Genomic DNA, 26264 nt, shown 5'->3' with positions numbered 1-26264 from the left:
GTTTTTTTAACAAAAAACCTCTTAAATAAATGTTAAAAATGTTTATTTTTGACGTCCTAAATATAACTAATGAAAAAGAAAATCACTATTCTAGCAACATTTGCGATTGCATGTGTTGCGTTTTTTGGTTTGTTTAATTTTGAACAATCAGAAACTTCCAAACAACTTAGCGTAAAAGAAATTCATAAAAAACACCTTGAGGCAAGTCCTTATAAGGATGTGTTGAAGTTGTCTAAGCCAGAACGAAAGGCAGCAGGTCTAACTCCTAATAAATACTATGAGCAAGAATGGGAACTAACAATGAATCCTGTTTTAGGTAGGCCAACATCAGAGAATTTAAAACAAATTAGAGCTGATCAAAAATTAAAACGACAAAACTTTTTAGCTTCGGGAAGAGTACCTGGAGACGCTATAGATAATAATTGGATTGAAAGAGGTCCAAATAATGTTGGTGGACGTACTAGAGCTATAATGTTTGATCCTAATGATACAACAAACGAAACTTTATTTGCAGGTGGTGTAAGTGGAGGTTTATGGAAAAACACAAATATATCTAATCCTGAATCAGGTTGGCAAAGGGTTGATATTTCAGAGAATTTAGCCGTAAGTTGTATAACTTACGATCCAAATAATTTAAATACTTTTTATCTAGGTACAGGAGAGTCCTATGTAAATGGAGATGTAAATGGAGATGGAGTATGGAAATCAGAGGATGCAGGAACGACATGGACAAAAGTTTTTGGTGGTATATCAGGACCTACAACATCAGATGCTATTACAAATAGTATAACAGTTAATTCACCAAGTGTAATTGCAGGAGATTATATTTCTAATCCTACAACCATATTTGGTGGTACTATTGATAATGTTATTACAGGAGAGTTTGTACTCGCAAATGGTGCGGTACCATTTACAGGCACTAATGGTCAAACTTCCGATATTCCTGAAGAAGGATGTGGTCCATCAGTTATAGATATGACTGGTAAAATAGCCCTAGTTAGAAGAGGGGTTTGTACATTTGTTGAAAAAGTAAAATCTGCTCAGGATGCTGGCGCTGTAGGAGTGATTGTGATGAATAATGCGGATGGTGCGTTAATCAATATGTCCGGTGATGATGACTCAATAGTTATTCCAGCTGTAATGATATCTAAAGCTGATGGAGATCTTATTGAAGCAGCACTAAGTACAGGTGCTGTAACAGGTTCTTTAAACCCTCAGACAGGTGTGTTTAATGGTCAACTAGTTCCAGGTATACAATTTGTTAACGATATTAAAGTAAGAGATAATAATGGTGTTTCTGAGGTTTATGTGGCTGCAGGAGATGGTTTCTATAGTGCAGCTAGCTCTGCAACATTTCTAACTGGTCCAGATTATGGATTATATAAATCAATTGATGAAGGCTCGTCTTGGAATGAAATCAATATGCCTTTAACATCCAACGGTAATAAATTTTGTCCTAATGATATTGAAATAGGCTCAGATAATAAACTTTGGCTGTCAACAACTAATAGTGTTATTTTTGGAGATGGAGGTGGAACTATACTTAATTCAGTAGATGGAGTGAATTTCGTTGTAAAAAGGATTATTCCAAATGCCGATAGAACTCAAATAGCAATTTCTACATCTAACCCTGATTTAGTTTATGTTTTAGCAGAAGGTAGCGGTTCAGCTCCTGTATTAATGGAAAAAACATCAGATGCATTTGCCTCTAATAACTCTATGACTTTGCCTAATGATGCGGATACAGGAATTGACGCTAATGATTTTACTAGAGGACAAGCTTTTTATGATTTAATGATTGAGGTAGACCCTAATAACGATCAGATAATCTATGCAGGTGGAATAGACTTATTTAAATCTACCACAGCTGGCGCTAATTGGACTCAATTTACTCATTGGTATGGTGGCTTTGGTTATCAAGACGTTCATGCAGATCAACATGCTATGACTTTTGCTAATGGATCATCAACAACTTTTGCTTTTGGAAATGATGGAGGAGTTTATTTTTCAGCAAATGCTGGTGCAACCACTACTTCAAGAAATAAAGATTTTAATACTTCTCAATTTTATACACTAGGTGTAGCGCCGACTACAGCCTTTGAAGGAGATTATTTTGCAGGTGGTTTACAAGATAACGGAACACATTTGTTTCAAGATGCATCACCGAATCAAACCTCTGCTTCAGTTGAAGCTTATGGAGGAGATGGAGCTTATACCTTTTTTGATCAAGATGGAGTTGATCAATACTTCATAAGAAATTACGTATATAATTCAGGAATAGAATTGTATAATTTCGCTACTAATTCTAACATAACCATTAACGGAGAGTCAAATTCAAATGGGGCATTCATAAATCCTCAAGCACTAGATTCAAATCTAGATATTTTATATTCAAATTATTCTTCTGGTGGTGCATTTCTAATAAGAAGATACACAGGTATCAAAGCTCAAAATACATTAGACGCCTCTAATATTACAAACCCTCAATTAAATAGTGCTCCTACTGCTTTTAGTGTTTCTCCCTATACTACTTCATCTTCAACCTTGTTAGTTGGAACTGTTTTAGGAAGTATTTTTAAAGTTGAAAATGCAGATACTTCTCCTGTGTTTATTGATTTAGATATTAATAATGTTATTGTGGGAAGCGTTTCTGATCTTGAATTTGGAATATCAGAAAATGAAATATTTTTAACAGTACATAATTATGGTGTTCAAAGTATTTGGTATACAAACGATGGAGGTACAACTTGGTTAGAAAAAGAAGGTGATTTACCAGATATGCCTGTGAAAACAATTTTACAGAACCCTTTAAGTCCAAATGAAGTTATAATTGGTACAGAATTAGGTGTATGGTTTACTAATAATTTTTCAGATGCAAATCCTAACTGGAATCAAGCATTTAATGGTATGTCTAATGTGAAAGTTACAGATTTAGATGTACGTGATGACAATATGGTTTTTGCAGCTACTTATGGACGTGGAATATTTTCTGGAGAATTTAAAATAGATGGAAATGGAGACGAAGATGGAGATGGTGTCATTAATGATTTAGATAATTGTTTGAATACATCTAATCCAGATCAAGCAGATGTCGATGGAAATGGTATTGGAGACGCTTGTCAAGATACAGATGGTGATGGAGTTTTAGATATTGATGATAATTGTCCATTAATAGCTAACCCTAATCAATTAGATTCCGATGGAAACGGAGTAGGTGATGCTTGCCAAGATGATGATGGTGATGGAGTCTTTGATGATGTTGATAATTGTTTAGAAACAGCAAATCCAGATCAAGAAGATACTAACGGAAATGGTATTGGTGATGCTTGTGATACAAGTTATTTAAATGCTGATAATATTTCATTAGAAGTTATTTCTGAAAGATGTGAAAATCAAAACAATGGATCTGTAGTTGTCAATGTAAACGAAACCTACGTAACGTACACAGCAACTGTTGTAGGTAATGGGGTCAGTTTATCAGAACAAATTACAGCTGACTCATTCACTTTTGATGATTTAGCAGTTGGTGCGTATACTGTTTGTGTCTCTGTTAATGGAACATCTCACGAGCAATGTTTTGAAATTAATATTGATGAAGCTGATGTTATTGATTTACAAATAGTAAACAATAATATTGATAGTGATACCACTTACGTGGAAGTGAGTAGAGGTACAGCACCTTATACAGTACTATTTAAAGGTGAGATTGTTAAAATCACTAGTGATCAAAATTTTGAATTGGACCTAGTAGGTTCAGGAGAACTAGAAATTAAAACAGCCGAAGCTTGTGAAGGAACATTTAAAACTTCAATAGAAAATACATTAAGTATTATCGCTAGTCCAAATCCAGTGATAAATGATTTAAAAATCACATTGCCTAATGCTGTAACTCAACCAGAAATAATTGTTCAAGTTTATGATGTTACAGGTAAAATGGTTGTCAATAAAAACTACGTAAAAGGAAATTCAAACTTTATTAAAGTTCCTTTTGCAAACTTAAATCCAGGTATTTATTTCATTAAATTAAATGTAGATTCTCCTGAGGTTATAAAAATTATAAAAAAATAAAGACATATGAATAAGTTAATAAAAATAGTTCCTGTAATGCTAATAGCAATTACATTTATGGCTTGTGGAGGAAGTGATGATGGAGGTTCAGCTCCTCCAACTCCAAATACAGCACCAACAGCTGTGTCAAATTTAATTTATCCAAGTTCTGATTTACTTTGTATTGATACTAATATTGAATTTGAATGGGCAGCAGCTACAGATGCAGATAATGATAATTTAGAGTACACAATAAGAGTAGCAACTGACAGAGACCAAACTAATATTGTAGCTCAACAAACAACTAGTAATACTTCTGTATTTATTACTTTAAATCCAGGAATTGCATATTATTGGAATGTTGTGGCTTCTGATGGTGAAGATGAAGCAGAAGCGTCTCCAACCTTAGCGTTTTATACAGAAGGAGAAGGTGTTTCTAACTATGTGCCTTTTGCAGCTTCTATTATTGCACCAGAAATGGATGCATTTTTAGATTCCGGAAGTGTATCTTTAGAATGGTCAGGAAGTGACGTTGATGTAGATGATACATTAACTTACGATGTGTTTTTTGGTACAACAGATACTCCTGATTTACTGCAATCTGATGTTACAGCAACAACTTTAGATGTAACAACAGTAGCTGGTACAACTTATTATTGGAAGATAGATACTAAGGATAATAATGGTACTAAAAGTATAGGGCAAGTTTGGACGTTTACGACAAATTAATCTACATAAATATATAACTACTTATAAATGACAGACTAATTTAGTCTGTCATTTTTTTTAGGAACAAACTCAAATTTTCAGAATCCAAATTAATTGTTTTCTGTAATTCTAAAACCGTTCCATGTTCTATGAAGTGATCAGGAATGCCTTTTAAAATTAATTTGTTCAGGTAATTGTGTTTAGTTTTAAACTCTGCAATAGCACTTCCGAAACCTCCTAATAAGGTCCCGTCTTCAATTGTAACTACAGTGTCATGAGTTTTAAATACTTCATGTAACATAGTCTCATCTAATGGTTTTATAAAGCGAAGGTCATAATGAGAAAATGCCGAAGCCTCTTCTAAAAATTCTAAAGCTTCAACAACATTTTTATACATATTACCTATTGATAAAATGGCTGTTTTTGTTCCTTGTTTTAAGCATTCACCTTTTCCGATTTCTAATTTACTAAATGGTTGTTGCCAGTTTAAGTTTTCACCTCGACCTCTTGGGTATCTTATAGCAATTGGATGCTTAAGTCCTAATTGAGCTGTATACATAATATCACGTAGCTCCATTTCATTACGTGGAGCTGCGATAATTAGATTGGGTATACAACGCAAATATGCTAAATCAAAAACACCATGATGGGTTGCGCCATCTTCACCAACTAAACCTGCACGATCCAAACAAAAAATAACAGGTAGATTTTGCAAGGCTACATCATGTATAATTTGATCATAAGCACGTTGTAAAAACGTAGAGTATATGTTACAAAACGCAATCATACCTTGAGTTGCTAATCCTGCTGCAAATGTCACAGCATGCTGCTCTGCTATGCCAACATCAAAAGCACGATCCGGAATTTGTTCCATCATATATTTTAACGAGCTTCCAGTAGGCATTGCTGGTGTAATCCCAATTATTTTTTTATTTTGTTTTGCTAATTCAACAATAGTATGTCCAAAAACATCTTGATATTTTGGTGGTTGTTTTATGTTTGATTTAGGATTTAATTCGCCTGTTTCTTTATTAAATTTTCCAGGTGCATGATAAGTAACTTGGTTTTCTTCGGCTTGACGTAAACCTTTACCTTTGGTTGTAATTACATGTAAAAATTTAGGACCTTTTGTATTTTTAAGACGCTTTAATTCTTTGATTAATAAGGGTAAATCATGACCATCTATTGGTCCAGAATAGTCAAAATTAAGAGCTTCAAAAATATTGTCTTGCTTTTCTGTACCTTTTTTTACGTTTGTTAAATATTGTTTTAAAGCACCAACACTTGGGTCTATACCTATTGCGTTGTCATTTAATATTACAAGTAAGTTTGCATTTGTAACTCCTGCATGATTTAAACCTTCAAAAGCCATTCCGCTAGCTATAGATGCATCACCAATTACAGCAATATGTTGTGTGTCTAAATCTCCTTTTAGTTTAGAAGCAATAGCCATACCTAATGCAGCAGAAATTGAAGTGGATGAATGTCCAACACCAAAGGTGTCAAAATCACTTTCTAATCTATTAGGAAAACCACTCAATCCACCAATTTGTCTGTTAGTATCAAAGGTGTCTCGTCTTCCAGTTAAAATTTTATGTCCATAAGCTTGATGGCCAACATCCCAAACTAATTGATCTTTTGGTGTGTCAAATACATAGTGTAAAGCAATAGTAAGTTCTATTACTCCTAAACTAGCGCCTAAGTGTCCCTCTTTTGTGGCTACTATATTTATAATAAAATCGCGTAAATCTTTAGCAAGAAGCGGTAATTTTTCTTGACTTAAAAGACGAAGTTCCTTTGGGGAATCAATGGTATTTAAAAGTTTATTTTGCACTTAGCAAAAATACAAGATTTTATTAGTCTTCTGTATTAAAAATTATGGGTAAAGTATATAAAACGGAAACGTTTTTACCATCCTTTTTTGCAGGAATAAATTTTGGTAATTTTTTCATTACGCGTTCTGCCTCCTTTTTAAGTGATGGATGAGGTGCTCTAATATTAAGTATTTTAATAGAACCATTATTTTCAATTTCAAAATTCACATAAATACGATGTGTCTCTGAAACTGAATCAAATTTTGTGATTAATTTTTTATTGAAGTTGTTTTTTACAAAGTTACTTAGCTGAGATTCAAAATATTTAGTTTCATCATGCGTGTTAGAGAATTCGGGTGAGTTTTTAAATTTTGGTAACTCGTCTACCGTATTAAAAGGAAAAGGTTCTTGTGTGTTATCAGTTTCTAATACCATGTCACCCATTATTTCAGGTATAGGAATTTCTATTTTTAACGAATCTATATTTATAGGGTCTGGAGTTGTGATAATTTCTCCTGTGGTTATGTTTTCAATTACTATCATACCATCAAGAGGAGGGATTGGAGCTTTAATTATTTGTGGAGTTTTACAATCTTTCTGTTTTGTAATTAAACTATCTGTCTCAATAGGCATCTCGATTAATCCTAAAACATCAATAACTTCATTTTTAGTCGAATCAATAACTTCTATAGTGTCAATTTTTTTTGGTGTTCCGTTGTTAGAAGAGCAGTTAAATAAACTTGTTCCCATAATAATCATGGCTGCTAAAAAGAATGATTTATAAACACTATGCTTTTGCTGTATTAAGCTTAAAGGAATTGTTAAGTTTATCGAGTCTAGTTGTGTTTGCTTGATATGACCGCAAATGCGTTTGTCTTTATTTTCTTGTAAAAAATCTTGAATTTGATAGGTATCCATTTTAGTAAAATCAATAACCGTTTTATTACATAATCCGCAAAAGCGACCTTTATCTTGTGGTGACATTGTATCCCAATTTTCATGACATGGTTTTGGGATTTTAATAGAGTAGTAGTTGGCCATATTAAAATAGTTTTTTAATAGGCATCAAAAGCCTTGCCGAACCGTTCGTTATTGAGTTTTTTTATGTAAAAAAAATGGGAACTGTTTTTTGACAATTCCCACTTTTAAGTCTTTTTATGTTATTAAAACTTATTCCATTCCCATTGTTTTTGCAACATCAGGACATGATTCAGCTACTAACGCTTTCATTTTTTCTCCATAAGCTTTTTTCTCTTCTTCGTTCATGGCATCTTCTTTCTTTTTCATTTCGCCATCTGGATCTACACATTTCTGAAAATCTTCCATCACTTTAGTGTATTTAGCAAAATCCATTGCTGCAGGATCTTCTTTCATTTGTTTTGTAAGTTCAGCCATATCACCTGAGCATTCACAAAAACGTTTTGCAGCTTCTTCTTCAGGAGTACCTGCGCAAGACATAAACGATAATGCTATTCCTGCTAATAATAATTTGATTTTCATTTGTTGGTTTTTTAAAGTTGAAATCAAATATATAGTTTTATTAATAATTTGTAAGTTTGAATTTATGATAAATCCATACGACGATACTTATTTTATGAAAAAAGCACTTCAGGAAGCTGAGGATGCTTTTGATAAAGGCGAAATTCCGGTTGGTGCTGTAATTGTTATAAAAGACCGCATTATTGCTAGAGCACATAATTTAACCGAACTTTTAAATGATGTAACAGCACATGCAGAAATGCAGGCAATTACTGCTGCTGCTAATTTTTTAGGTGGAAAATATTTAAAAGACTGTACGTTGTATGTCACTTTAGAACCTTGCCAAATGTGTGCAGGAGCATTGTATTGGAGTCAGATATCTAAAATTGTTTATGGAGCAAGAGATGAAGATCGTGGGTGTATTGCATTAAATACTAAATTACATCCTAAAACAAAAATGGTTGGTGGAGTGTTAGCTGAGGAAGCTTCCGCTTTATTAAAACGTTTTTTTATAGAAAAACGAAACTTAAATTAAAAGACCAGTGTTGGCGGTTTAGTGCATTAGGGATAGTAACGACATCCTTTTTGTTTTACTAAAAAAAACAAAAAGATACAGTGGATAGCGCGACCCATTGTAGCTTTTCAGCGGAAAAGGGTAATGCCCAAATAAAATACTAAAAGCGTCTTTTATCGCCTTCTTTTTTACGCATGTCTTCTATTTTTTCTTTAGTTAACATGTATTCTTTGGCATCTCTGTCTTTCCATCTGTGATAGGTAAATAACGGGATGACTACAAAAAACAATCCTAAAACACCAAAACCTATTAGTTTTTGTCCATAGTCAACTTCTAGCCAATAACCACAAATTATGCTTGCTACAGATGCGATAAAAGATAGTCCGATTAGGTATTTCACGTTTTAAAATTAGATTTTTTTGTAAAGATATAAAATGCTTAGTTAAGTGGTCGTGTAGTTTATTAATTGACGTCTGTAAGCGGTTAATAATTTAGATTTTGAAACAAAACCTATGTACTTGCCGTCTTTAATTACTGGTAAATTCCAGGCGTTAGAATCTTGAAATTTTGCCATTACGGTTTTCATAGAATCTGTTTTGTAATCTATAATATCTGGTGGATTATGCATCAAGTCTTCCACCAAAGTGGTGTGGTAAAGTGCTTGGTTAAACATGATTTCGCGTACGTCATCCAAAAGTATAATTCCAACTAACGCTTTGTTTTTGTTGACTACAGGAAATAAATTCCGAGTAGATTTTGCTACACCTTTATGTAACATATCACCTAAAGTCATGTTTGGATTAAGTCTAACAAAATTGGTTTCTATTACACTATCCAAAGACATTAAAGTTAATACGCTTTGATCTTTATTGTGGGTTAATAATTCGCCTTTTAAAGCTAGCTCTTTAGTGTAAATGGTAAAATCTATTGCGTTTTTTTTAATAATGAAAGACATGCTTACTGCTATCATTAACGGAATAAATAACTCGTAACCACCAGTAATTTCAGCAATTAAGAAAATAGCTGTCAAGGGAGCATGCAATACACCTGCTATCAAACCAGCCATACCAATTAAAGTGAAATTGGTTTCTGAAACATTAAAACCTAAGCCTAAATTGTTGATTATTTTAGCCACGACATTACCCAATGCACTACCCATAACCATAGTCGGTATAAAAATTCCTCCAGCTCCTCCAGCTGCAAATGTAGTGGTCATGGCTATGGCTTTAAAAACAGTTATACCAATTAGTAATGCTATAACAACCCAAATATTTTCGTTAAAATGGTCAAAAGGTGTGGTGCCTAATGCAGCCAAATGGTTTCCTGCTAATAGATTATTTATAAAACCAAAACCTTCTCCATACAATGGTGGAATAAAATATAACATTACACCAATAGCCAATCCACCAATAATTAATTTAATGAGTCTTGATCTAAACCGTTCAAAGAATTTTAAAATGAAGAAATACATTTTAGTAAAATAAATCGAAGCAAATCCAGTACCTACACCTAATACTACATAAAATAAAGTGTCTTTAATTTGAAATTTATCTGAAAAATTAAAGTTGAATAATAAGTCGTCACCCAAAAAGAAATAAGAAGTCAACACCGAAGCAACTGAAGCTATAAGTAATGGTAGTAATGAAGCAAAGGTCAAATCCAAACTAAATACTTCTACTGCAAAAATAATAGCTGCAATTGGTGATTTAAATATAGATGAAATGGCTCCTGCAGCTGCGCAACCAATTAGTAAAGTACGTGTTTGCTGATTAACATGAAAAAGCTTGCCCAAGTTAGAACTAATTGCAGATCCGGAAGCAATAGCTGGTCCTAGTAATCCAACAGATCCTCCAAACCCAACAGTTAAAGGTGCGGTTATTAATGGTATGTATATTTTGGAGCGCTCTATTAACCCACTACGTTTAGATAACTTAAACAATATGGAAGGTATGGCATGTTCTACCTTTTTTTTAGTGATGTATTTTGTAAATAAATACACTAAAAACAATCCAAAAACAGGTAGTATAAAATAGATTTGATTTTTAGAAAATACAACTAAATTATCTAAAGCGCTCTCTATAGTAAATGTTATGTTTCTTAATGTTACTGCTGCTAATCCAGCAAATAGTCCAACCAATCCGCTTAAAATATAAGTGAAGTTTTTTTCTGAGATGTTTTTAATTCTCCAGATAAAAAAACGTTTATGTAATGGTTGTTTAGGCATTAATTAAATGTAATAAAAAATCCTGCGATTTGCAGGATTTTTTATTTTTATGATTGTAAATCTAATTTAAGATTTAATTCTTTTAATTGTTCATCATCAATTGGAGCAGGAGCATCAATCATGACGTCTCGACCAGAATTGTTTTTAGGGAAGGCAATAAAGTCTCTAATGGTTTCTTGTCCACCTAAAATAGAAACTAATCTATCTAGTCCAAAGGCTAATCCACCATGTGGAGGTGCTCCATATTCAAAAGCATCCATTAAAAAGCCAAACTGAGCTTTAGCGTCTTCTTCGCTAAATCCTAAATGTTTAAGCATGATTGCTTGTGTTGCTTTGTCGTGTATACGTATAGATCCACCACCAATTTCGTTTCCGTTAAGAACCAAATCGTAAGCATTAGCTTTAACATCTCCAGGATTTGTGTCTAATAATTCTATTTGACCAGGTTTTGGTGATGTAAATGGATGATGCATAGCGTGGTAATGACCTGTTTCTTCATCAAGTTCTAATAATGGGAAATCTATAACCCATAATGGAGCAAATACTTTAGGATCTCTTAAACCTAAACGCTCTGCTAATTCCATACGTAAAGCACTTAGTTGCGCACGTACTTTATTAGTGTCTCCAGATAATATACAAACTAAATCACCAGCTTTGGCTCCAGTTACTTCTGCCCATTTTGCTAGATCGTCTTGGTCGTAAAATTTATCTACAGAAGATTTAAATGTTCCGTCGTCATTACAACGTGAGTAAACCATACCTAAAGCACCAACTTGCGGACGTTTTACCCAATCAATTAATTTGTCTATTTCTTTACGTGTATAACTGTTTCCGCCAGGAACAGCAATACCAACAACTAATTCGGCATTATTAAAAACACCAAAATCTTTGTGTTGCGCTACAGCGTTAAGCTCTCCAAACTCCATTCCAAATCTAATGTCTGGTTTGTCGTTTCCGTATAAACGCATGGCATCGTCATATAACATACGTGGAAATTTGTCAACCTCTACACCATTAACTTCTTTAAGTAAGTGACGTGTTAAACCTTCAAAAATATTTAATATATCTTCTTGCTCAACAAATGCCATTTCGCAGTCAATTTGCGTAAATTCTGGTTGTCTGTCTGCACGTAAATCTTCGTCTCTAAAACATTTTACAATCTGGAAGTATTTGTCCATTCCACCAACCATAAGCAATTGCTTAAAGGTTTGAGGTGATTGTGGAAGTGCGTAAAACTCACCTTCATTCATTCTAGAAGGTACTACAAAATCTCTAGCACCTTCTGGCGTAGACTTGATTAAGTAAGGTGTTTCAACTTCAATAAAGTCATTGTTTGATAAAAAGTTTCTAACTTCCTGAGTCACTTTTGCTCTGAAAATTAAATTGTTTTTAACAGGATTTCTTCTAATATCTAGATAACGGTATTTCATTCTGATATCTTCTCCACCATCGGTCTTATCTTCGATAGTAAAAGGAGGTAAAAGCGCTTCGTTTAAAATAGTTAATTCTGATACTAAAATCTCTATATCTCCTGTTGGAATATTTGGATTTTTAGAAGCACGCTCAATAACAGTACCTTTTACTTGTATTACAAATTCGCGACCTAATTTTTGAGCTTGTTCAAGAATGTCTTTTGAGGTACGCTCTTCATCAAAAATAAGTTGAGTAATACCATAACGATCACGAAGATCGACCCATATCATAAATCCTTTATCTCTTGATTTTTGTACCCAACCTGAAAGGGTAACTTCTGTATTTATATGTGATGCGTTTAGCTCACCACAGTTGTGACTTCTGTACATAATTATCTATTAGAAATGCAAAAGTAAAAAATCCGAAGTAAAGACTTCGGATTTTTTGTTTAAATCATTTAATTGTATGTTGTAAACTGAAAATTATTCTTCAATTACAGTGTCTATTACAATTTCTTCTTCATTTACATTAGAAGAAAATTTATTTTTTAACCACATTTTAAATCTTATGGTTAAGAAAAATAATATTGGAACCACAATTAATGTTAAGAAAGTAGCGATAAGTAATCCGTAAATTACAGTCCAAGCTAATGGACCCCAAAATATTACGTTATCTCCTCCCATATATATGTTGGCATTAAAATCTGCAAATAAAGTAAAGAAGTTAATATTTAGTCCAATAGCTAACGGTATTAATCCAAAAATGGTAGTAATTGCAGTTAATAATACTGGTCTTAAACGTGCTTTTCCTGCGTTTACAATACTTTCAAATAAATCTTCATTTGTAAGATAGTCGTCTTCATCTAAATCTAATTTAGCTTTCTTTCTGTCTATAAGAAGTTGAGCATAATCTAATAATACCACACCATTATTTACAACAATTCCGGCTAGAGATATTATACCAACCATGGTCATCATTATAACGAAAGAGCTTCCTGAAATTACAATACCACCAAATACACCAATAAAACTAAGGAAAATAGCAATCATGATTATTGTTGGTTTTGAAACCGAATTAAATTGGAATATTAATATGAAAAAGATTAACCCAAGTCCAGTAAAAAAGGCGCCAACTAAAAATAGCATTTGTTTGTTTTGCTCTTCAATTTGACCTGTGTAATCTATTTTGATGCCTTTTGGTAAGTTTTCATAACTTTTCATTTCGTTTTGAATTTGACTTACAATAGCAGCTGCATCTGTAAAACCTGGTGATAATGCAGAGTAAACAGTTACAACACGTCTAGTGTCTTTGTGTTTAATAGCGCTAAAACCTGAGTTGTTCTCGTATTTAATTACAGCAGAAACTGGTACGCTTTTTATTTGGCCAGTATTGTCTCTAAACGTTATGTTTTGATTAAATAAAGCACTTTTATTGTATCTGTTTTCTTTATTAAAACGAACATAAATATCGTAATCGTCACCATCTTCTTTATAAACACCTGCTTTAGATCCAAATACAGAGCTACGTAATTGTTGTCCAACTTGTGCAGCACTAATACCTAACTCACCAGCTTTTTCTCTGTCAATAGTGACACGCATGGTTGGTTTAGCTTTATTTACATCAATCTTAAGCTCGTCAATACCTTGAATACTTTTAGTGTTAATAAATTCTCGCATAGATTCTGCAGTAGCGATTAACTCGTCGTAATCTTCGCCTTCAATTTCAATATTAATAGGAGGTCCAACAGGAGGTCCGTTAGCATCTTTTTCAACCGAAATTAAAACTCCAGGATAAATACCAACTAAAGCGGTTTGTACTTTTTGTCTAAGCGCTTCACTGTCTTCGCCACGTCTAAATTTATACTCACGCATTGAAGCTGTAATCTTGGCCTTGTGTGGCATTTCTGCAGCAGATCCACCATCGGTTTGAGGGTTTCCTGCACCTTCACCAACTTGAGATACTGTACTTTCTACTAAATAATTATAACCATCATCCATGTAATGGTCATCATTTAATACTGTGAATACACGTTGTTCTATCTCTTTGGTAATAGCATTTGTTTTTTCTATGGCTGTACCTTCAGGATATTCTATGTAAACAATAATCTGATTTGGTTTATTATCTGGGAAAAACTCTACTTTGGTTCGTTTTGCGCCTAATGACATACCAAATGCTATAAACGATGCAATTAATAATAAGAAGGTCCCAACACTTAATAAATAAGGTTTTCTTCCTGAAAGAGCAGCACGAAGTTTACGTTCGTACCAGTTTTCTAAAGAAACTAAAGTTTTGTTCTGGAAATAATTAGCTGCTTTTCTAATAAAGAAACGGTAAGCCCAAAGCATTACAGCAGTAAAAATCATTACTGTACCTAAGCCTCTGTAAGCGCCTCCAAACATTAATATTAAAATACCGATAATAGCAATAATAGATGAGGTTTTAATGATTTGCTTTAAAGGCATATCCTTGTCTTCAATAGTCATGTATCTTGATACTAAAACCGAATTGAAAAAGATAGCCACAAATAATGAAGAACCTAATACTACAGATAATGTTATAGGTAAAATTTTCATGAATTCTCCCATAATTCCTGGCCATAAACCTAACGGAATAAAGGCTGCAACTGTAGTAGCTGTAGATATAATAATAGGAAAAGCAATTTCGCCAATACCTTTTTTAGCAGCTTCAATTCTGCTCATACCTTCAGATTCCATTAAACGATACACGTTTTCAACTACAACAATACCATTATCCACAAGCATACCAAGTCCCATAATTAGACCAAATAATACCATTGTATTTAAACTTTGCCCTAATAATTGTAATATCATTAAGGACATAAACATAGACATTGGGATTGCAAACCCGACAAATAAGGCGTTTTTAAATCCTAAAAAGAACATTAAAACGGTTACTACCAAGATAACCCCAAAGATGATATTGTTTACTAAATCATCGACTTGACCAATAGTTTTTGAAGATTGATCGTTAACAACTGTTACAGTTAAGTCTGGAGGAAATACATTGTCTATTGCATCTGCAACTATAACTTGAATTTGCTCTGCTGCAGCAACCATATTTTTACCAGCACGTTTTTTAACATCTAGCATTACTACAGGATGTCCATACTCTCTTGCAAAAGTTGTTTTGTCTTCTTCTTTAAAAGTTACCGTTGCTAGGTCTTTAAGGTATATTGCATTTCCTTGTTCTGATTTAACAACAAAATTTTCAAGTTCTGAAGGTTTTTCAATTTCACCTAAAACTCTAATAGTACGACGTTGTCCACTTGCTTTTAAGTTACCAGCAGACATGGTTAAGTTACCATTGTTTATTGCTGCGATAATATCGTTAAAAGTAACTTGAGCAGCCATCATTTTATAAATATCAACTGCAACTTCAACTTCTTTTTCTTGAGCACCTCGAATATCTGCTTTCTTTATTTCTTGAAGATTTTCAATTTCATCTTGAAGATATTCAGCATATTCTTTTAGTTTCTGAATAGGATAATCTCCAGAGATATTAATGTTTAAGATTGGCATTTCTTCAGATAAGCTTAACTCAAACACATCTGGTTCTACTTTTGCTCCATTAAAGGTTGGCCAATCTTCGCCAGAAGTTTCAGTGTCAATTTCATCTTTTACCTTTTGTTTGGCTTGATCAACAGTTAAACCATCATCAAACTCAACAATCAACATCGAGTAATCTTCTTGCGATGTTGAAGTAATTTCTACAACATTACTAACCGTTTTTAATTTATCTTCTAAAGGATCGGAAATTAGTTTTTCAATATCCTCTGCAGTGTTTCCTGGATATATTGAACTAACATATATTTTAGTTTCGTTTACTTCCGGAAAGTTTTCTCTTGGCATGTCAAAAAACGCAGAAATCCCTAAATAAAAGATTACTGCAATTAGTACATACATCGTGGTTTTATTATTAATTGCCCACGACGACAAACCAAATTCTTTATCGACTTGTTTTTTCTTTTTAGTCATTATTTAGTTGGTTTAGTATTTAATTACTTTAACAGTTTGTCCGTCTTTTACACTACGTGCACCTTCTTGGATCAATTCAGCTCCACCTGCAATACCTTCTAAAACTTCAATAACATCACCTTGTGTTTTTCCTGTTTTAATAATGACTTTACTGACAGTGCCTTTATTGTCGTCTTTTTTGTCTTTTACAACGTAAACATATTGTTCGCCTTCTGCATTTTCAGATATAATACTTTGTGGTATTAAAATTGCTTTTGGGTTGGTATAATCGTTTATTTTAAGTTTTGCAGTTAAGTTAGGCTTAATTGTTTTGTCTTTGTTTGGTACATCAACTTCTACTTTAAAAGTACGGTTAGCAGGATTAATAATATCTCCAGCTTGACGGATTTTAGTGTCTATTGTTGTTCCTAAAACAGGAAACTCTACAGTTACTTTTTTTCCTTTTACTACAGATGGTATGTAGCTTTCTGGTACATCAGTTTCAATGTACATGTCGTTTAAGTTTACAATACGCATTAATGGTGTTTGTCCTGCACCTACAACACTACCTTTTTCTGTAATTACATCATCAATAGTTCCTGAAAAAGGCGCTCTAACTGTAGTTTTGTTTAGTTGCTGTTGTAATTGATTTATAGCCTCTTCTTGAGCTTCAAAAGACGATTTTGCTTGAAGATATTGTATTTCGCTACCAATTTTTTGATTCCATAATCTTTCTTGACGTTCAAATGTAGTTTTGGCTAAAGCAGACTGTATTTTAAGTTGCGCTAATTGTTGGCTTAATCCACCATCATCAATTTTGGCTAAGGTTTGTCCTTTACTTACGCGTTGACCTTCTTTGACATAAACATTGGTTAAAATCCCATTATATTCTGGTGTAATAGTTAAAAGGTTTTTTGTTGTAACGTTACCTTGTAATTCTAATACGTGATCAAAAACTTCTTCTTTAGCTTTGATAGTTGTAATTAAAGGAATATTTTGAGTAGTATCAAGGGTTTTAATTCTTTCGTCTAATAATTTTATTTTAGATTGAATAGCTTCTTGATCTGTAACTAATTCAGCACGTTTTGTACGAATGTCTTCAAGGTTGTTTTTCTCTAATATTTTTTCGACTGAATTCTTTTTATTTCCACCACATGAAGCTAATAAAATAGCAGCAAATGAAAGTGTTATTATATGTTTCATAATTATTGTTTTGTAAGGTTGATTAGTTTGTAGTGTTAAGTAAAGTTTCTAGTTCTGCTTTTTTTGTTATGACATCTAGCATAGTTTGAAGTAATTCTTGTTGTGCAGTATATAATTGCGTTTGCGCTTGTCTTAGTTCAAAACTAGAACCAATTCCTTCAAAAAATTTGGTTTGGTTTTTAGTTTCAATACGCTCGGCAAGTGTCAGATTTTCTTTTTTATTTTGGTAATCTTCAATAGCAAATTGGTAATCGCTTTTTGCAGATTCTATTTGCAGATTTAACATTTGCTCTGTTTCGGTAAGGTTAATGTCTGCTTTTTCTAAGTTTATTTTAGCACGTTGTGTTGCTGCACTACGCATACCAGAGCTAAATATTGGTACATTTAAGCTCACACCAAATATTGATGATCCATACCATTTTTCGTTTGTATTTGTAAAATTAAAAGACTCTCTGTTTCCTGTATACCCTCCGTTTATAAAGGCGCTTAAACTAGGTAATGCTTTGCTTTTTTCTAACTTAACTAATAGCTCTTTAGACGTTTTGTCGTTTTGGGCTATTTTATAATCTATATTATTTTCTATGCTGTTATCAGTATCTAATAATTCTAATTTAATGTTTTGAAGTGCTAAAGCATCTAGGTCTTCAGTCAATACAGTCGTGTCGTTAATAGGTTTACCAATAGTTAAGTTTAGCATTTGATAAGCTAAGTCTTTTAAACGTGTTGTGTTATTTAAATTACTTTTTACACTAGATAATGTTATTTTTAATTGCTCTACGCTTTCTTCTTCTTCTAAACCATTTTCAAAAATCTTGGTAATATCATTTAGGTTTTTTTCTAGTACACTAATGTTACGTTCTAAAATAGCAACACTTTCTTCTGCTAAAAGCACATTTCCGTAGGCATTAATTACAGCTTTTCTAACTTCTAAATCGGTTTTTGTTTTTGCGTTTTTAGAAATCTCTAAATATACCTTTGCGGATTGTAGTCCTACTAAGTACGACCCATCAAATAATAATTGACTTAGAGTAGCAGTACCTGTTAATGTGTGCTTAGAGCCAACTTGTATTACTTGGTCTCCAAATACAAATACATTACGTTTTAGTGCGTTTTGGTAGTCTACTGCAGCATTAAGTTGAGGTAAACCTGTAGCTGTAGTTTCCCATTTTTGTTTGATGGCAGCTTCTATATCCAACGCTGCATTTTTTGCAGTTCTGTTGTTTTCTAACGCATAGTCAATAGCTTCTTGTAATGACATATTGGTAGGTGCTTCCTGACCAACTGCTATGGACGTCAGAATTAAACTAAATACTAAGATTAAGTTTTTCATTAGTTAAGGGTGGTTTTGTTTATAAATTTATTTAGTGTTTGTAATCCTTTTTCAGTACAAATGGCTCTTAAATGATATTCTAAATAGCTTTCCATTAGATACTCCATTGTAAAAATACTTGTCGGAAAAATAGTTTCGTCTTTAATACCAGACATACCGTTAAAGTACATTCTAGAAATAAAATCGACATTTATATTTTTTCTAAACAACCCTGTGTCTACACCTTTTTGCATGCTGTCTTTAACAGATACATACATTTTTTCAAATTGTTTTAAATGCAAGTTGTTATGTATTTGAGGGTAGTATTTTTTTAATTGATATTGTGGTGATGCTTTTTCGTTTTTTAAATACGTCATAACAAACATTTTAATATCATATAGTTCCTCAATTGGATTATGTGATTTATCACAAATACAATCAATTCCTCCACATATATTTTCAAAAATTTGTGTTGTAGTTGCCTCCACTAATTTAGTTTTATTATCAAAATGTTGATAGATTGTTTTTTTAGAAATACCTAAGGCATTGGCAATCTCATCCATTGTAACACTTTTAAAACCAAGTGTTAAAAATAGTTCGGCAGATTTAAGTATAATTTTTTCTCTCATAATTTGGCACAAATGTACGACAGGAAACTTTAAAAACAATAAAAGTTTCCAAAGTATTAATAGTTTTTTAACACAGCTCTTTACATAGACTTTAGTTTGTTAATAGGATTTGCGTTATTTTTGCAGAATGCAAAATATTTTATCATATCAAACTGCTTTTACGGATTATCTTAAAGGGTATGCGTCACCAAAAGAACCAGCTAACCTTTACAATCCTATACATTATATATTACAACTAGGTGGTAAACGTTTACGACCAGTGTTGACTTTAATGACTGCCGAGATTTTTGGGTCTAATCATACTAAGGCTTTAGATGCAGCCTTGAGTATAGAGGTGTTTCATAATTTTTCATTGGTACATGATGACATTATGGATGATGCACCTTTAAGACGTGGTCAACAAACAGTTCACGAAAAGTGGGATATAAATACAGGTATTTTGTCGGGAGATGCTATGTTGATTATGGCATATCAGTTATTTGAAAACTATAATCCACAAGTATTTCAGTCTTTAGCAAAATTATTTAGCAAAACAGCTTTAGAGGTTTGCGAAGGTCAACAATATGATGTTGATTTTGAGACAAGAGATAATGTAACTATACCTGAGTATTTAAAAATGATTGAATACAAAACAGCAGTTTTAGTTGGAGCAGCCATGAAAATGGGAGCAATTGTTGCCGAAACTTCTGAAGACAATCAAAATAGCATTTATCAATTTGGTCGTCTTTTAGGAATAGCTTTTCAATTACAAGATGATTATTTAGACGCTTTTGGTGATCCAAAAACTTTTGGTAAACAAGTTGGAGGAGATATAATTGAAAATAAAAAAACCTACCTTTATTTAAAAGCATTACAAGCTTTAGATGATAGTGATAAACATAGATTAGAACAATTGTTTTCTGTTAATTTAGAAGATAATAGTGATAAAATCGAAACTGTAAAACAGTATTTTGTAGCCTCTGGATCTGCTGAAGCGACTAAGGAAGCTATTAAAGAATATACCAATAAGGCTTTTGAAGTGTTAGACACACTAAGTATATCTGAAGATAAAAAACAATTGCTTAAAACTTTTGGGACTAATTTAATGACAAGAAGTGTCTAGTTTTTATGGATTTACCATCAGATTTTAACCAATTAATAGAGCATGCAAGTACACAAAATTTGTATCAAAAATTAGTGCAACAATTAAATAAAGATTTTTTGTATGCTAATATAGATTTGGATTTTAGTCTTGATATTTTACCTTCAAGTTTAAAACTAATGTTGCATGAGACAGTATATAAGCTGATTCAGGAAAAGTTTGCCGAGTATCTTAACTTGCTTTATATAATAGATGTGTCAGAAGACGCGATTAAAAAATTAGATGGTAGTGATACATTACAATTATCTGAAGACGTTTCATTTTTAATCTTAAAAAGAGAATGGCAAAAAGTGTGGTTTAGGCAAAAATATTCTTAAAAGAAAACTCTAACAAAAGGCACAAAAGCATTAGCGTAAACACTATCAGCTTCATCATATAGTAAATCATATCTAACACCAAACGTGACGTTGTTAGTTCTGTAACCTGCACCAATAAATAAAGCAGGTACCCAATAGTTTCTATCTGTATTTTCAGCAAAAGCACCTTCAAATTGTTGGTTAACATTAAGCTGTTCAAACTCGGCAGAAAGCTGTATGTCTTCTATAGGATTAAACAAACCCATAACACTTCCTCCTAAAATGGTAGATTTGTAAACGTTTTTACTTTTGTTATATGTTCCGTTTAGACCAACACCCATAGCAAAAGTATTGTTAAACTGATAAATAGCACTTGGAGCTAAAGTAGCACTAAAAAAATTACTTCCAGTACTTAAACCTAATCCACCTCCAAAACGTACGTTTTTCCAAAAATCACTTTTTTGCTGAGGTAAATTGTTCTGAGAATTAGCAAAAGTTGATAAAAAACAAGCGATTACTGATAAAACAATAATTTTAGGAAGTTTAATCGATTTAATTTTCATAATAATTAATTTAGAAATTTTTCAATGTTATAAATATAATAAAAGCATCTTTATTTTTGGTAAATGTTGTATTTTTGATAAAATTTTGTTGAAGCGAACACGTCTTAAAGAAAATAATGGATAAATACTCCTTTTTAAACGCAGCACATACAGCATACTTTGCTGACTTATACGAACAATACTTAAAAAATCCTGACTCAGTTGAGCCTAGTTGGAGAGCCTTTTTTCAAGGTTACGACTTTGGTTCTGAAAACTATACTGAAGATGGAGTACTAACTGAAAATGTTTCTAGTCAAATACCAGAACATGTTCAGAAAGAATTTCAAGTAGTAAAATTAATAGATGGTTATCGTAACAGAGGGCATTTATTTACAAAAACCAATCCTGTTAGAGATCGTAGAAAATACGAGCCAACTTTAGCACTAGAAAATTTTGGGTTATCAGATGCAGATCTTGACACAAGCTTTAATGCTGGTGATATACTTGGTATTGGTGCACAAACTTTACGCGAAATACTAAAACATCTTAATAGCATTTATTGTGATGCTATAGGTGTGGAGTATATGTATATTAGAAAGCCTGATGAAATACAATGGATTCAGAATAAATTAAATATTAACGATAACCAACCCAATTTTTCAGGAGAGCAAAAAAAGCATATCCTTAAAAAATTAAATGAAGCAGTATCGTTTGAAAGTTTTTTACACACTAAATATGTAGGGCAAAAACGTTTTTCTCTAGAAGGAGGAGAGTCTTTAATTCCTGGATTAGATGCAGTTATTGAAAAAGCTGCAGAACTTGGTGTTAAAGAGTTTGTAATGGGAATGGCTCACAGAGGTCGTTTAAGTACACTTACAAATATTTTTGGTAAATCAGCTAAAGATATTTTTAGCGAGTTTGATGGTAAAGATTACGAGCAAGAAGTTTTTGATGGAGATGTAAAATACCATTTAGGTTGGACTAGTAACAGAGAAACCAATACAGGGAAAAAAATAAACCTAAGTATTGCACCAAACCCATCTCACTTAGAGACTGTAGGAGCAGTAGTAGAAGGTATTGTTAGAGCAAAACAAGACAATTTTTATAGCGACGACTTTAGTAAAGTATTACCAATTGTAGTGCATGGTGATGCTGCAATTGCTGGTCAAGGATTGGTGTACGAGGTTGTGCAAATGGCTCAGTTAGATGGTTATAAAACTAATGGTACAATACACGTTGTAGTAAATAATCAAGTTGGATTTACAACTAACTATTTAGACGCAAGATCAAGTACGTATTGTACAGACATAGGTAAAGTAACATTGTCTCCAGTATTACACGTCAATGCAGATGATGCAGAAGCAGTTGTACACGCTATGTTATTTGCTTTAGATTTTAGAATGAATTTTAAGCGTGACGTATTTATTGACCTATTAGGTTACAGAAAATATGGTCATAACGAAGGTGATGAGCCTAGGTTTACACAACCTAAATTATATAAAGCAATTGCTAAACATGCTAACCCAAGAGACATCTATGCTGAAAAATTAATGTCAGAAGGTATTATTGATAAAGGACATGTTAAGCAATTAGAAAAGGATTATAAATCTAGCTTAGAAGAAAAGCTAGAAGATTCTCGTAAAGAAGATAAAACGGTAATCACTCCGTTTATGGAAGAACAATGGAAAGCATTTACACAAGTTGATGAAACTGTTATGATGCAACCTGTTGACACAACAACTTCTACAGATAAATTAAAAGCAATTACTAAAGTAATATCTAACTTACCAAAAGATAAAAAGTTTATCAGAAAAATAGAGCGTCTAATAAATGAGCGTCAAAAAATGTTTGACGAAAACAGATTAGATTGGGCTATGGCAGAGCATTTAGCTTATGGTACTTTATTAGAAGAAGGTTACAATGTACGTATGTCTGGTCAAGATGTAGAGCGTGGTACTTTTTCTCATAGACATGCAGTTGTAAAGGTAGAAGATAGCGAGGAAGAAATTTTATTATTAAACCAAATTAGTGATACTCAAGGTCAATTTCATATCTTTAATTCATTACTTTCAGAGTATGGAGTTGTAGGTTTTGATTACGGTTATGCTATGGCAAGTCCAAATACATTAACTATTTGGGAAGCACAATTTGGAGACTTTAGTAATGGTGCGCAAATCATGTTAGACCAATACATTTCTGCAGGTGAAGATAAATGGAAAACTCAAAATGGGTTAGTCATGTTACTACCTCATGGTTATGAAGGTCAAGGAGCAGAACACTCTTCAGCACGCATGGAACGTTACCTACAATTATGTGCTAAAGACAATATGTTTGTTGCAGACTGTACAACTCCTGCTAACATATTTCACTTATTAAGACGTCAAGTAAAATCTAAATACCGTAAACCATTAATAGTGTTTACACCAAAAAGTTTATTGCGTCATCCTAAATGTGTAAGTACAGTAGAAGAGTTTGCTAACGGAAGCTTCCAAACTGTAATTGATGATGTAGAGGTAAAAGCAGAAAAAGTTAAAACATTAGTGTTTTTAACAGGTAAGTTTTATTACGATTTAGACGAAGAACGTACTAAGTTAAACAGAGATGATGTTGCTATTATTAGAATAGAACAACTATTTCCATTACCAACACAGGATATTAAAAATATATTAGACAAATACAAAGATGTTGAAGATGTAGTTTGGGCACAAGAAGAACCAAGAAACATGGGAGCGTATGCACACATGTTAATGCATTTAGACGAAGCTAAAACATTTAGATTGGCCTCTAGAAGACCTTATGGTGCACCAGCAGCTGGTAGTTCTGTAAGATCTAAAAAACGTCATAAAGAAGTTATCGGTTTTGTATTTGATAAATCAAAAAACAACCAACGTAATTAAATATTTCCATTATGAAAAAAATACTTTTTATACTAGCATTATTAGTTTCAACAATAGGCTTCGCTCAAGAAAGTCAAACTTCTAAAACTATAGCGTCAACTTTTCAAAAACATTATAATAATGGAGATGTAGATGGTATTTATAGTATGTTTAACAGCGATTTCAAAAAGGTTTTAACATTAGAAAAAACCAAAGCTTACTTCAGGGATCAATTAAAAATGAATGCTTTAGGTAAAATGAAATCAATAGAATATGTAGATACTGTTAGATCTGGAAATAACTATACAATGGTTTTTGAAAACGGAGTTTATAATGCGTATTTCAAAGCAGGAACAGATAACAAACTTGAATTTTTAGAAATAAATTCAATCAACTAATAAAATTAACACAACAAAATAAAATTACATTACGATGATTTTAGAAATGAAAGTGCCTTCTCCAGGCGAATCTATCACAGAAGTTGAAATAGCAGAATGGTTAGTTCAAGATGGTGATTATGTAGAAAAAGACCAAGCTATTGCTGAGGTAGATAGTGATAAAGCAACTTTAGAGCTACCTGCAGAAGCAAGTGGAATTATTACGCTTAAAGCGGAAGAAGGAGATGCTGTAGCAGTTGGCCAAGTAGTGTGTTTAATTGATACAAGTGCTGAAGCTCCAGCAAGTAGCACTTTTGAAGGTGGTGATGAAGGAGGTAACTCAAATGCTGAAAAAGATTTGGCTAAAGACCAAAAATCAACACCAAATAATGATTCAGCTAAAGCTGCTAACCCAGCAACAGAAACTTATGCTTCAGGTACTGCTAGTCCTGCAGCAAAAAAGATTTTAGCTGAAAAAAATATTCAAGCCTCAACAATTCAAGGCTCTGGTAAAGATGGACGTATTACAAAAGATGATGCAGTAAAAGCTGTACCGTCTATGGGAACTCCAACAGGGGGAAATCGTGGATCTTCAAATACTAAAATGTCAATGTTACGACGTAAAGTAGCAGAACGTTTAGTAGAAGCTAAAAATACAACAGCTATGTTAACTACTTTTAACGAAGTAGATATGGCTCCTATTTTTGAACTTAGAAAAGAATATAAAGAAACTTTCAAGGCTAAACATGGTGTAAGCTTAGGTTTTATGTCTTTCTTCTCATTGGCAGTTGTTCGTGCATTACAAATGTATCCTGCAGTAAACTCAATGATTGATGGTAAAGAAATGAAAAGCTTTGATTTTGTAGACATTAGTATTGCAGTATCTGGTCCTAAAGGATTAATGGTGCCAGTAATAAGAAATGCAGAAAACTTAACTTTTAGAGGTGTTGAATCTGAAGTTAAACGCTTAGCACTAAGAGCTAGAGATGGACAAATTACAGTAGATGAAATGACAGGTGGAACATTTACAATTACAAATGGAGGAGTATTTGGTAGTATGTTGTCTACACCTATTATTAATCCACCTCAAAGTGGTATTTTAGGTATGCATAATATTATTGAAAGACCAATAGCTGTAAATGGTAAGGTAGAAATACATCCAATGATGTATGTTGCGTTATCTTATGATCATAGAATAATTGATGGTAAAGAAAGTGTAGGCTTTTTAGTAGCTGTTAAAGAAGCTTTAGAAAACCCAACCGAGTTATTAATGAATAACGATATCAAGAAAGCATTAGAATTATAATAATTCTAATTAATAAATAAAAAAAGGGAGCAATTTAATTGCTCCCTTTTTTTATTTAAAAAAGATAAAAATATTAAATGCAACAATAACAATAGTTAGTATTGTAATACATGCAATTATAATTGTATTCTGTTCTTTTGTTCTTTTTTCTAAATCTATCATATTTACATACTTGTTTTAGTTAAAAACTCTGTACCATTACAATACAGAGTTTTCTTTAAATAATTCTCCCTAAGAACTAATTAATAGCATGGTAAAGGTATTGATTGTTAAGGATATATAAAATACGTATAACTACGTATTTTTTCGCAATAGAAGCAAAAAAAAAGCTCTAAAACAGTAAATCGTTTTAAAGCTTTATCAATTCTCCCAAAATTGATTGTTAACATCGTAAAGGTAAATTGAATATTAT

General features: G+C 32.6%; 19 protein-coding genes. 8 read left to right on the top strand and 11 right to left on the bottom strand.

Annotation, left to right across the window (positions count from 1 at the left end; all coding sequences use genetic code 11):
- Positions 1 to 69 precede the first annotated feature (69 nt).
- Positions 70 to 4068, top strand: a complete 3999-nt coding sequence (locus ITB9_RS09645; protein WP_054852067.1) for a thrombospondin type 3 repeat-containing protein — start codon at positions 70 to 72, stop codon at positions 4066 to 4068.
- A 6-nt stretch (positions 4069 to 4074) separates the two neighbouring features.
- Complete coding sequence (locus ITB9_RS09640; RefSeq protein ID WP_054852066.1) at positions 4075 to 4776, top strand: hypothetical protein; 702 nt, start codon at positions 4075 to 4077, stop codon at positions 4774 to 4776.
- Between the two features lie 40 nt (positions 4777 to 4816).
- Here the strand turns inward: ITB9_RS09640 and ITB9_RS09635 are convergent, their stop codons facing one another.
- The 3 genes from ITB9_RS09635 to ITB9_RS09625 all read right to left on the bottom strand — a co-directional run bounded on the left by ITB9_RS09635 (position 4817) and on the right by ITB9_RS09625 (position 8069).
- Positions 4817 to 6589 (bottom strand): 1-deoxy-D-xylulose-5-phosphate synthase, encoded by a 1773-nt coding sequence (locus tag ITB9_RS09635; protein ID WP_054852065.1) that lies wholly within the window; start codon positions 6587 to 6589, stop codon positions 4817 to 4819.
- Between the two features lie 22 nt (positions 6590 to 6611).
- Positions 6612 to 7610, bottom strand: a complete 999-nt coding sequence (locus ITB9_RS09630; RefSeq protein WP_054852064.1) for an energy transducer TonB — start codon at positions 7608 to 7610, stop codon at positions 6612 to 6614.
- Positions 7611 to 7739: 129 nt separating this feature from the next.
- Positions 7740 to 8069, bottom strand: coding sequence for a hypothetical protein (locus tag ITB9_RS09625; protein ID WP_054852063.1), 330 nt, complete (start codon positions 8067 to 8069; stop codon positions 7740 to 7742).
- Positions 8070 to 8133: 64 nt separating this feature from the next.
- On the opposite strand from ITB9_RS09625, the gene ITB9_RS09620 reads away from it, so the two are divergent.
- The gene (locus tag ITB9_RS09620) at positions 8134 to 8583 is read left to right on the top strand and encodes a nucleoside deaminase (protein WP_054852062.1); all 450 of its coding nucleotides are present in this window, start codon (positions 8134 to 8136) and stop codon (positions 8581 to 8583) included.
- 139 nt (positions 8584 to 8722) lie between these two features.
- Here the strand turns inward: ITB9_RS09620 and ITB9_RS09615 are convergent, their stop codons facing one another.
- The 7 genes from ITB9_RS09615 to ITB9_RS09585 all read right to left on the bottom strand — a co-directional run bounded on the left by ITB9_RS09615 (position 8723) and on the right by ITB9_RS09585 (position 19314).
- The gene (locus ITB9_RS09615; protein ID WP_054852061.1) at positions 8723 to 8962 is read right to left on the bottom strand and encodes a hypothetical protein; all 240 of its coding nucleotides are present in this window, start codon (positions 8960 to 8962) and stop codon (positions 8723 to 8725) included.
- A 42-nt stretch (positions 8963 to 9004) separates the two neighbouring features.
- Entirely contained in the window at positions 9005 to 10786 is a 1782-nt protein-coding gene (locus tag ITB9_RS09610; protein WP_054852060.1) for a chloride channel protein, read from the bottom strand.
- A 47-nt stretch (positions 10787 to 10833) separates the two neighbouring features.
- Positions 10834 to 12588: an aspartate--tRNA ligase gene (gene aspS, locus ITB9_RS09605; RefSeq protein WP_054852059.1), complete on the bottom strand. Its 1755-nt coding sequence runs from the start codon at positions 12586 to 12588 to the stop codon at positions 10834 to 10836.
- Between the two features lie 93 nt (positions 12589 to 12681).
- The gene (locus ITB9_RS09600) at positions 12682 to 16194 is read right to left on the bottom strand and encodes an efflux RND transporter permease subunit (RefSeq protein ID WP_054852058.1); all 3513 of its coding nucleotides are present in this window, start codon (positions 16192 to 16194) and stop codon (positions 12682 to 12684) included.
- A gap of 12 nt (positions 16195 to 16206) precedes the next feature.
- A complete protein-coding gene (locus ITB9_RS09595) occupies positions 16207 to 17376 on the bottom strand; it encodes an efflux RND transporter periplasmic adaptor subunit (RefSeq protein ID WP_054852057.1) in 1170 nt (389 codons plus the stop codon).
- Positions 17377 to 17398: 22 nt separating this feature from the next.
- Positions 17399 to 18706, bottom strand: a complete 1308-nt coding sequence (locus ITB9_RS09590; RefSeq protein ID WP_028607497.1) for a TolC family protein — start codon at positions 18704 to 18706, stop codon at positions 17399 to 17401.
- On the bottom strand, positions 18706 to 19314 hold the full coding sequence (locus ITB9_RS09585) for a TetR/AcrR family transcriptional regulator (protein WP_028607496.1): 609 nt from the start codon (positions 19312 to 19314) through the stop codon (positions 18706 to 18708). The genes ITB9_RS09590 and ITB9_RS09585 overlap by 1 nt, the downstream gene beginning before the upstream one ends.
- Before the next feature lie 127 nt (positions 19315 to 19441).
- On the opposite strand from ITB9_RS09585, the gene ITB9_RS09580 reads away from it, so the two are divergent.
- Both ITB9_RS09580 and ITB9_RS09575 read left to right on the top strand, forming a co-directional pair.
- A complete protein-coding gene (locus ITB9_RS09580; RefSeq protein ID WP_054852056.1) occupies positions 19442 to 20416 on the top strand; it encodes a polyprenyl synthetase family protein in 975 nt (324 codons plus the stop codon).
- A 5-nt stretch (positions 20417 to 20421) separates the two neighbouring features.
- A complete protein-coding gene (locus ITB9_RS09575; protein WP_054852055.1) occupies positions 20422 to 20772 on the top strand; it encodes a hypothetical protein in 351 nt (116 codons plus the stop codon).
- Here the strand turns inward: ITB9_RS09575 and ITB9_RS09570 are convergent.
- Positions 20769 to 21314, bottom strand: coding sequence for a hypothetical protein (locus ITB9_RS09570; RefSeq protein WP_054852054.1), 546 nt, complete (start codon positions 21312 to 21314; stop codon positions 20769 to 20771). The two genes, ITB9_RS09575 and ITB9_RS09570, sit on opposite strands and share 4 nt — an antisense overlap.
- Before the next feature lie 116 nt (positions 21315 to 21430).
- On the opposite strand from ITB9_RS09570, the gene ITB9_RS09565 reads away from it, so the two are divergent.
- The 3 genes from ITB9_RS09565 to odhB are packed head-to-tail and all read left to right on the top strand — an operon-like array spanning position 21431 to position 25852.
- A complete protein-coding gene (locus ITB9_RS09565; RefSeq protein WP_054852053.1) occupies positions 21431 to 24190 on the top strand; it encodes a 2-oxoglutarate dehydrogenase E1 component in 2760 nt (919 codons plus the stop codon).
- A gap of 11 nt (positions 24191 to 24201) precedes the next feature.
- Entirely contained in the window at positions 24202 to 24567 is a 366-nt protein-coding gene (locus tag ITB9_RS09560; RefSeq protein WP_054852052.1) for a DUF3887 domain-containing protein, read from the top strand.
- A 34-nt stretch (positions 24568 to 24601) separates the two neighbouring features.
- On the top strand, positions 24602 to 25852 hold the full coding sequence (odhB, locus tag ITB9_RS09555; RefSeq protein ID WP_054852051.1) for a 2-oxoglutarate dehydrogenase complex dihydrolipoyllysine-residue succinyltransferase: 1251 nt from the start codon (positions 24602 to 24604) through the stop codon (positions 25850 to 25852).
- Positions 25853 to 26264: the final 412 nt, after the last annotated feature.

Source organism: Olleya sp. ITB9, assembly GCF_001315805.1.
Classification (GTDB): domain Bacteria; phylum Bacteroidota; class Bacteroidia; order Flavobacteriales; family Flavobacteriaceae; genus Olleya; species Olleya sediminilitoris.
This window is presented reverse-complemented; position numbering and strand designations above follow the sequence as displayed.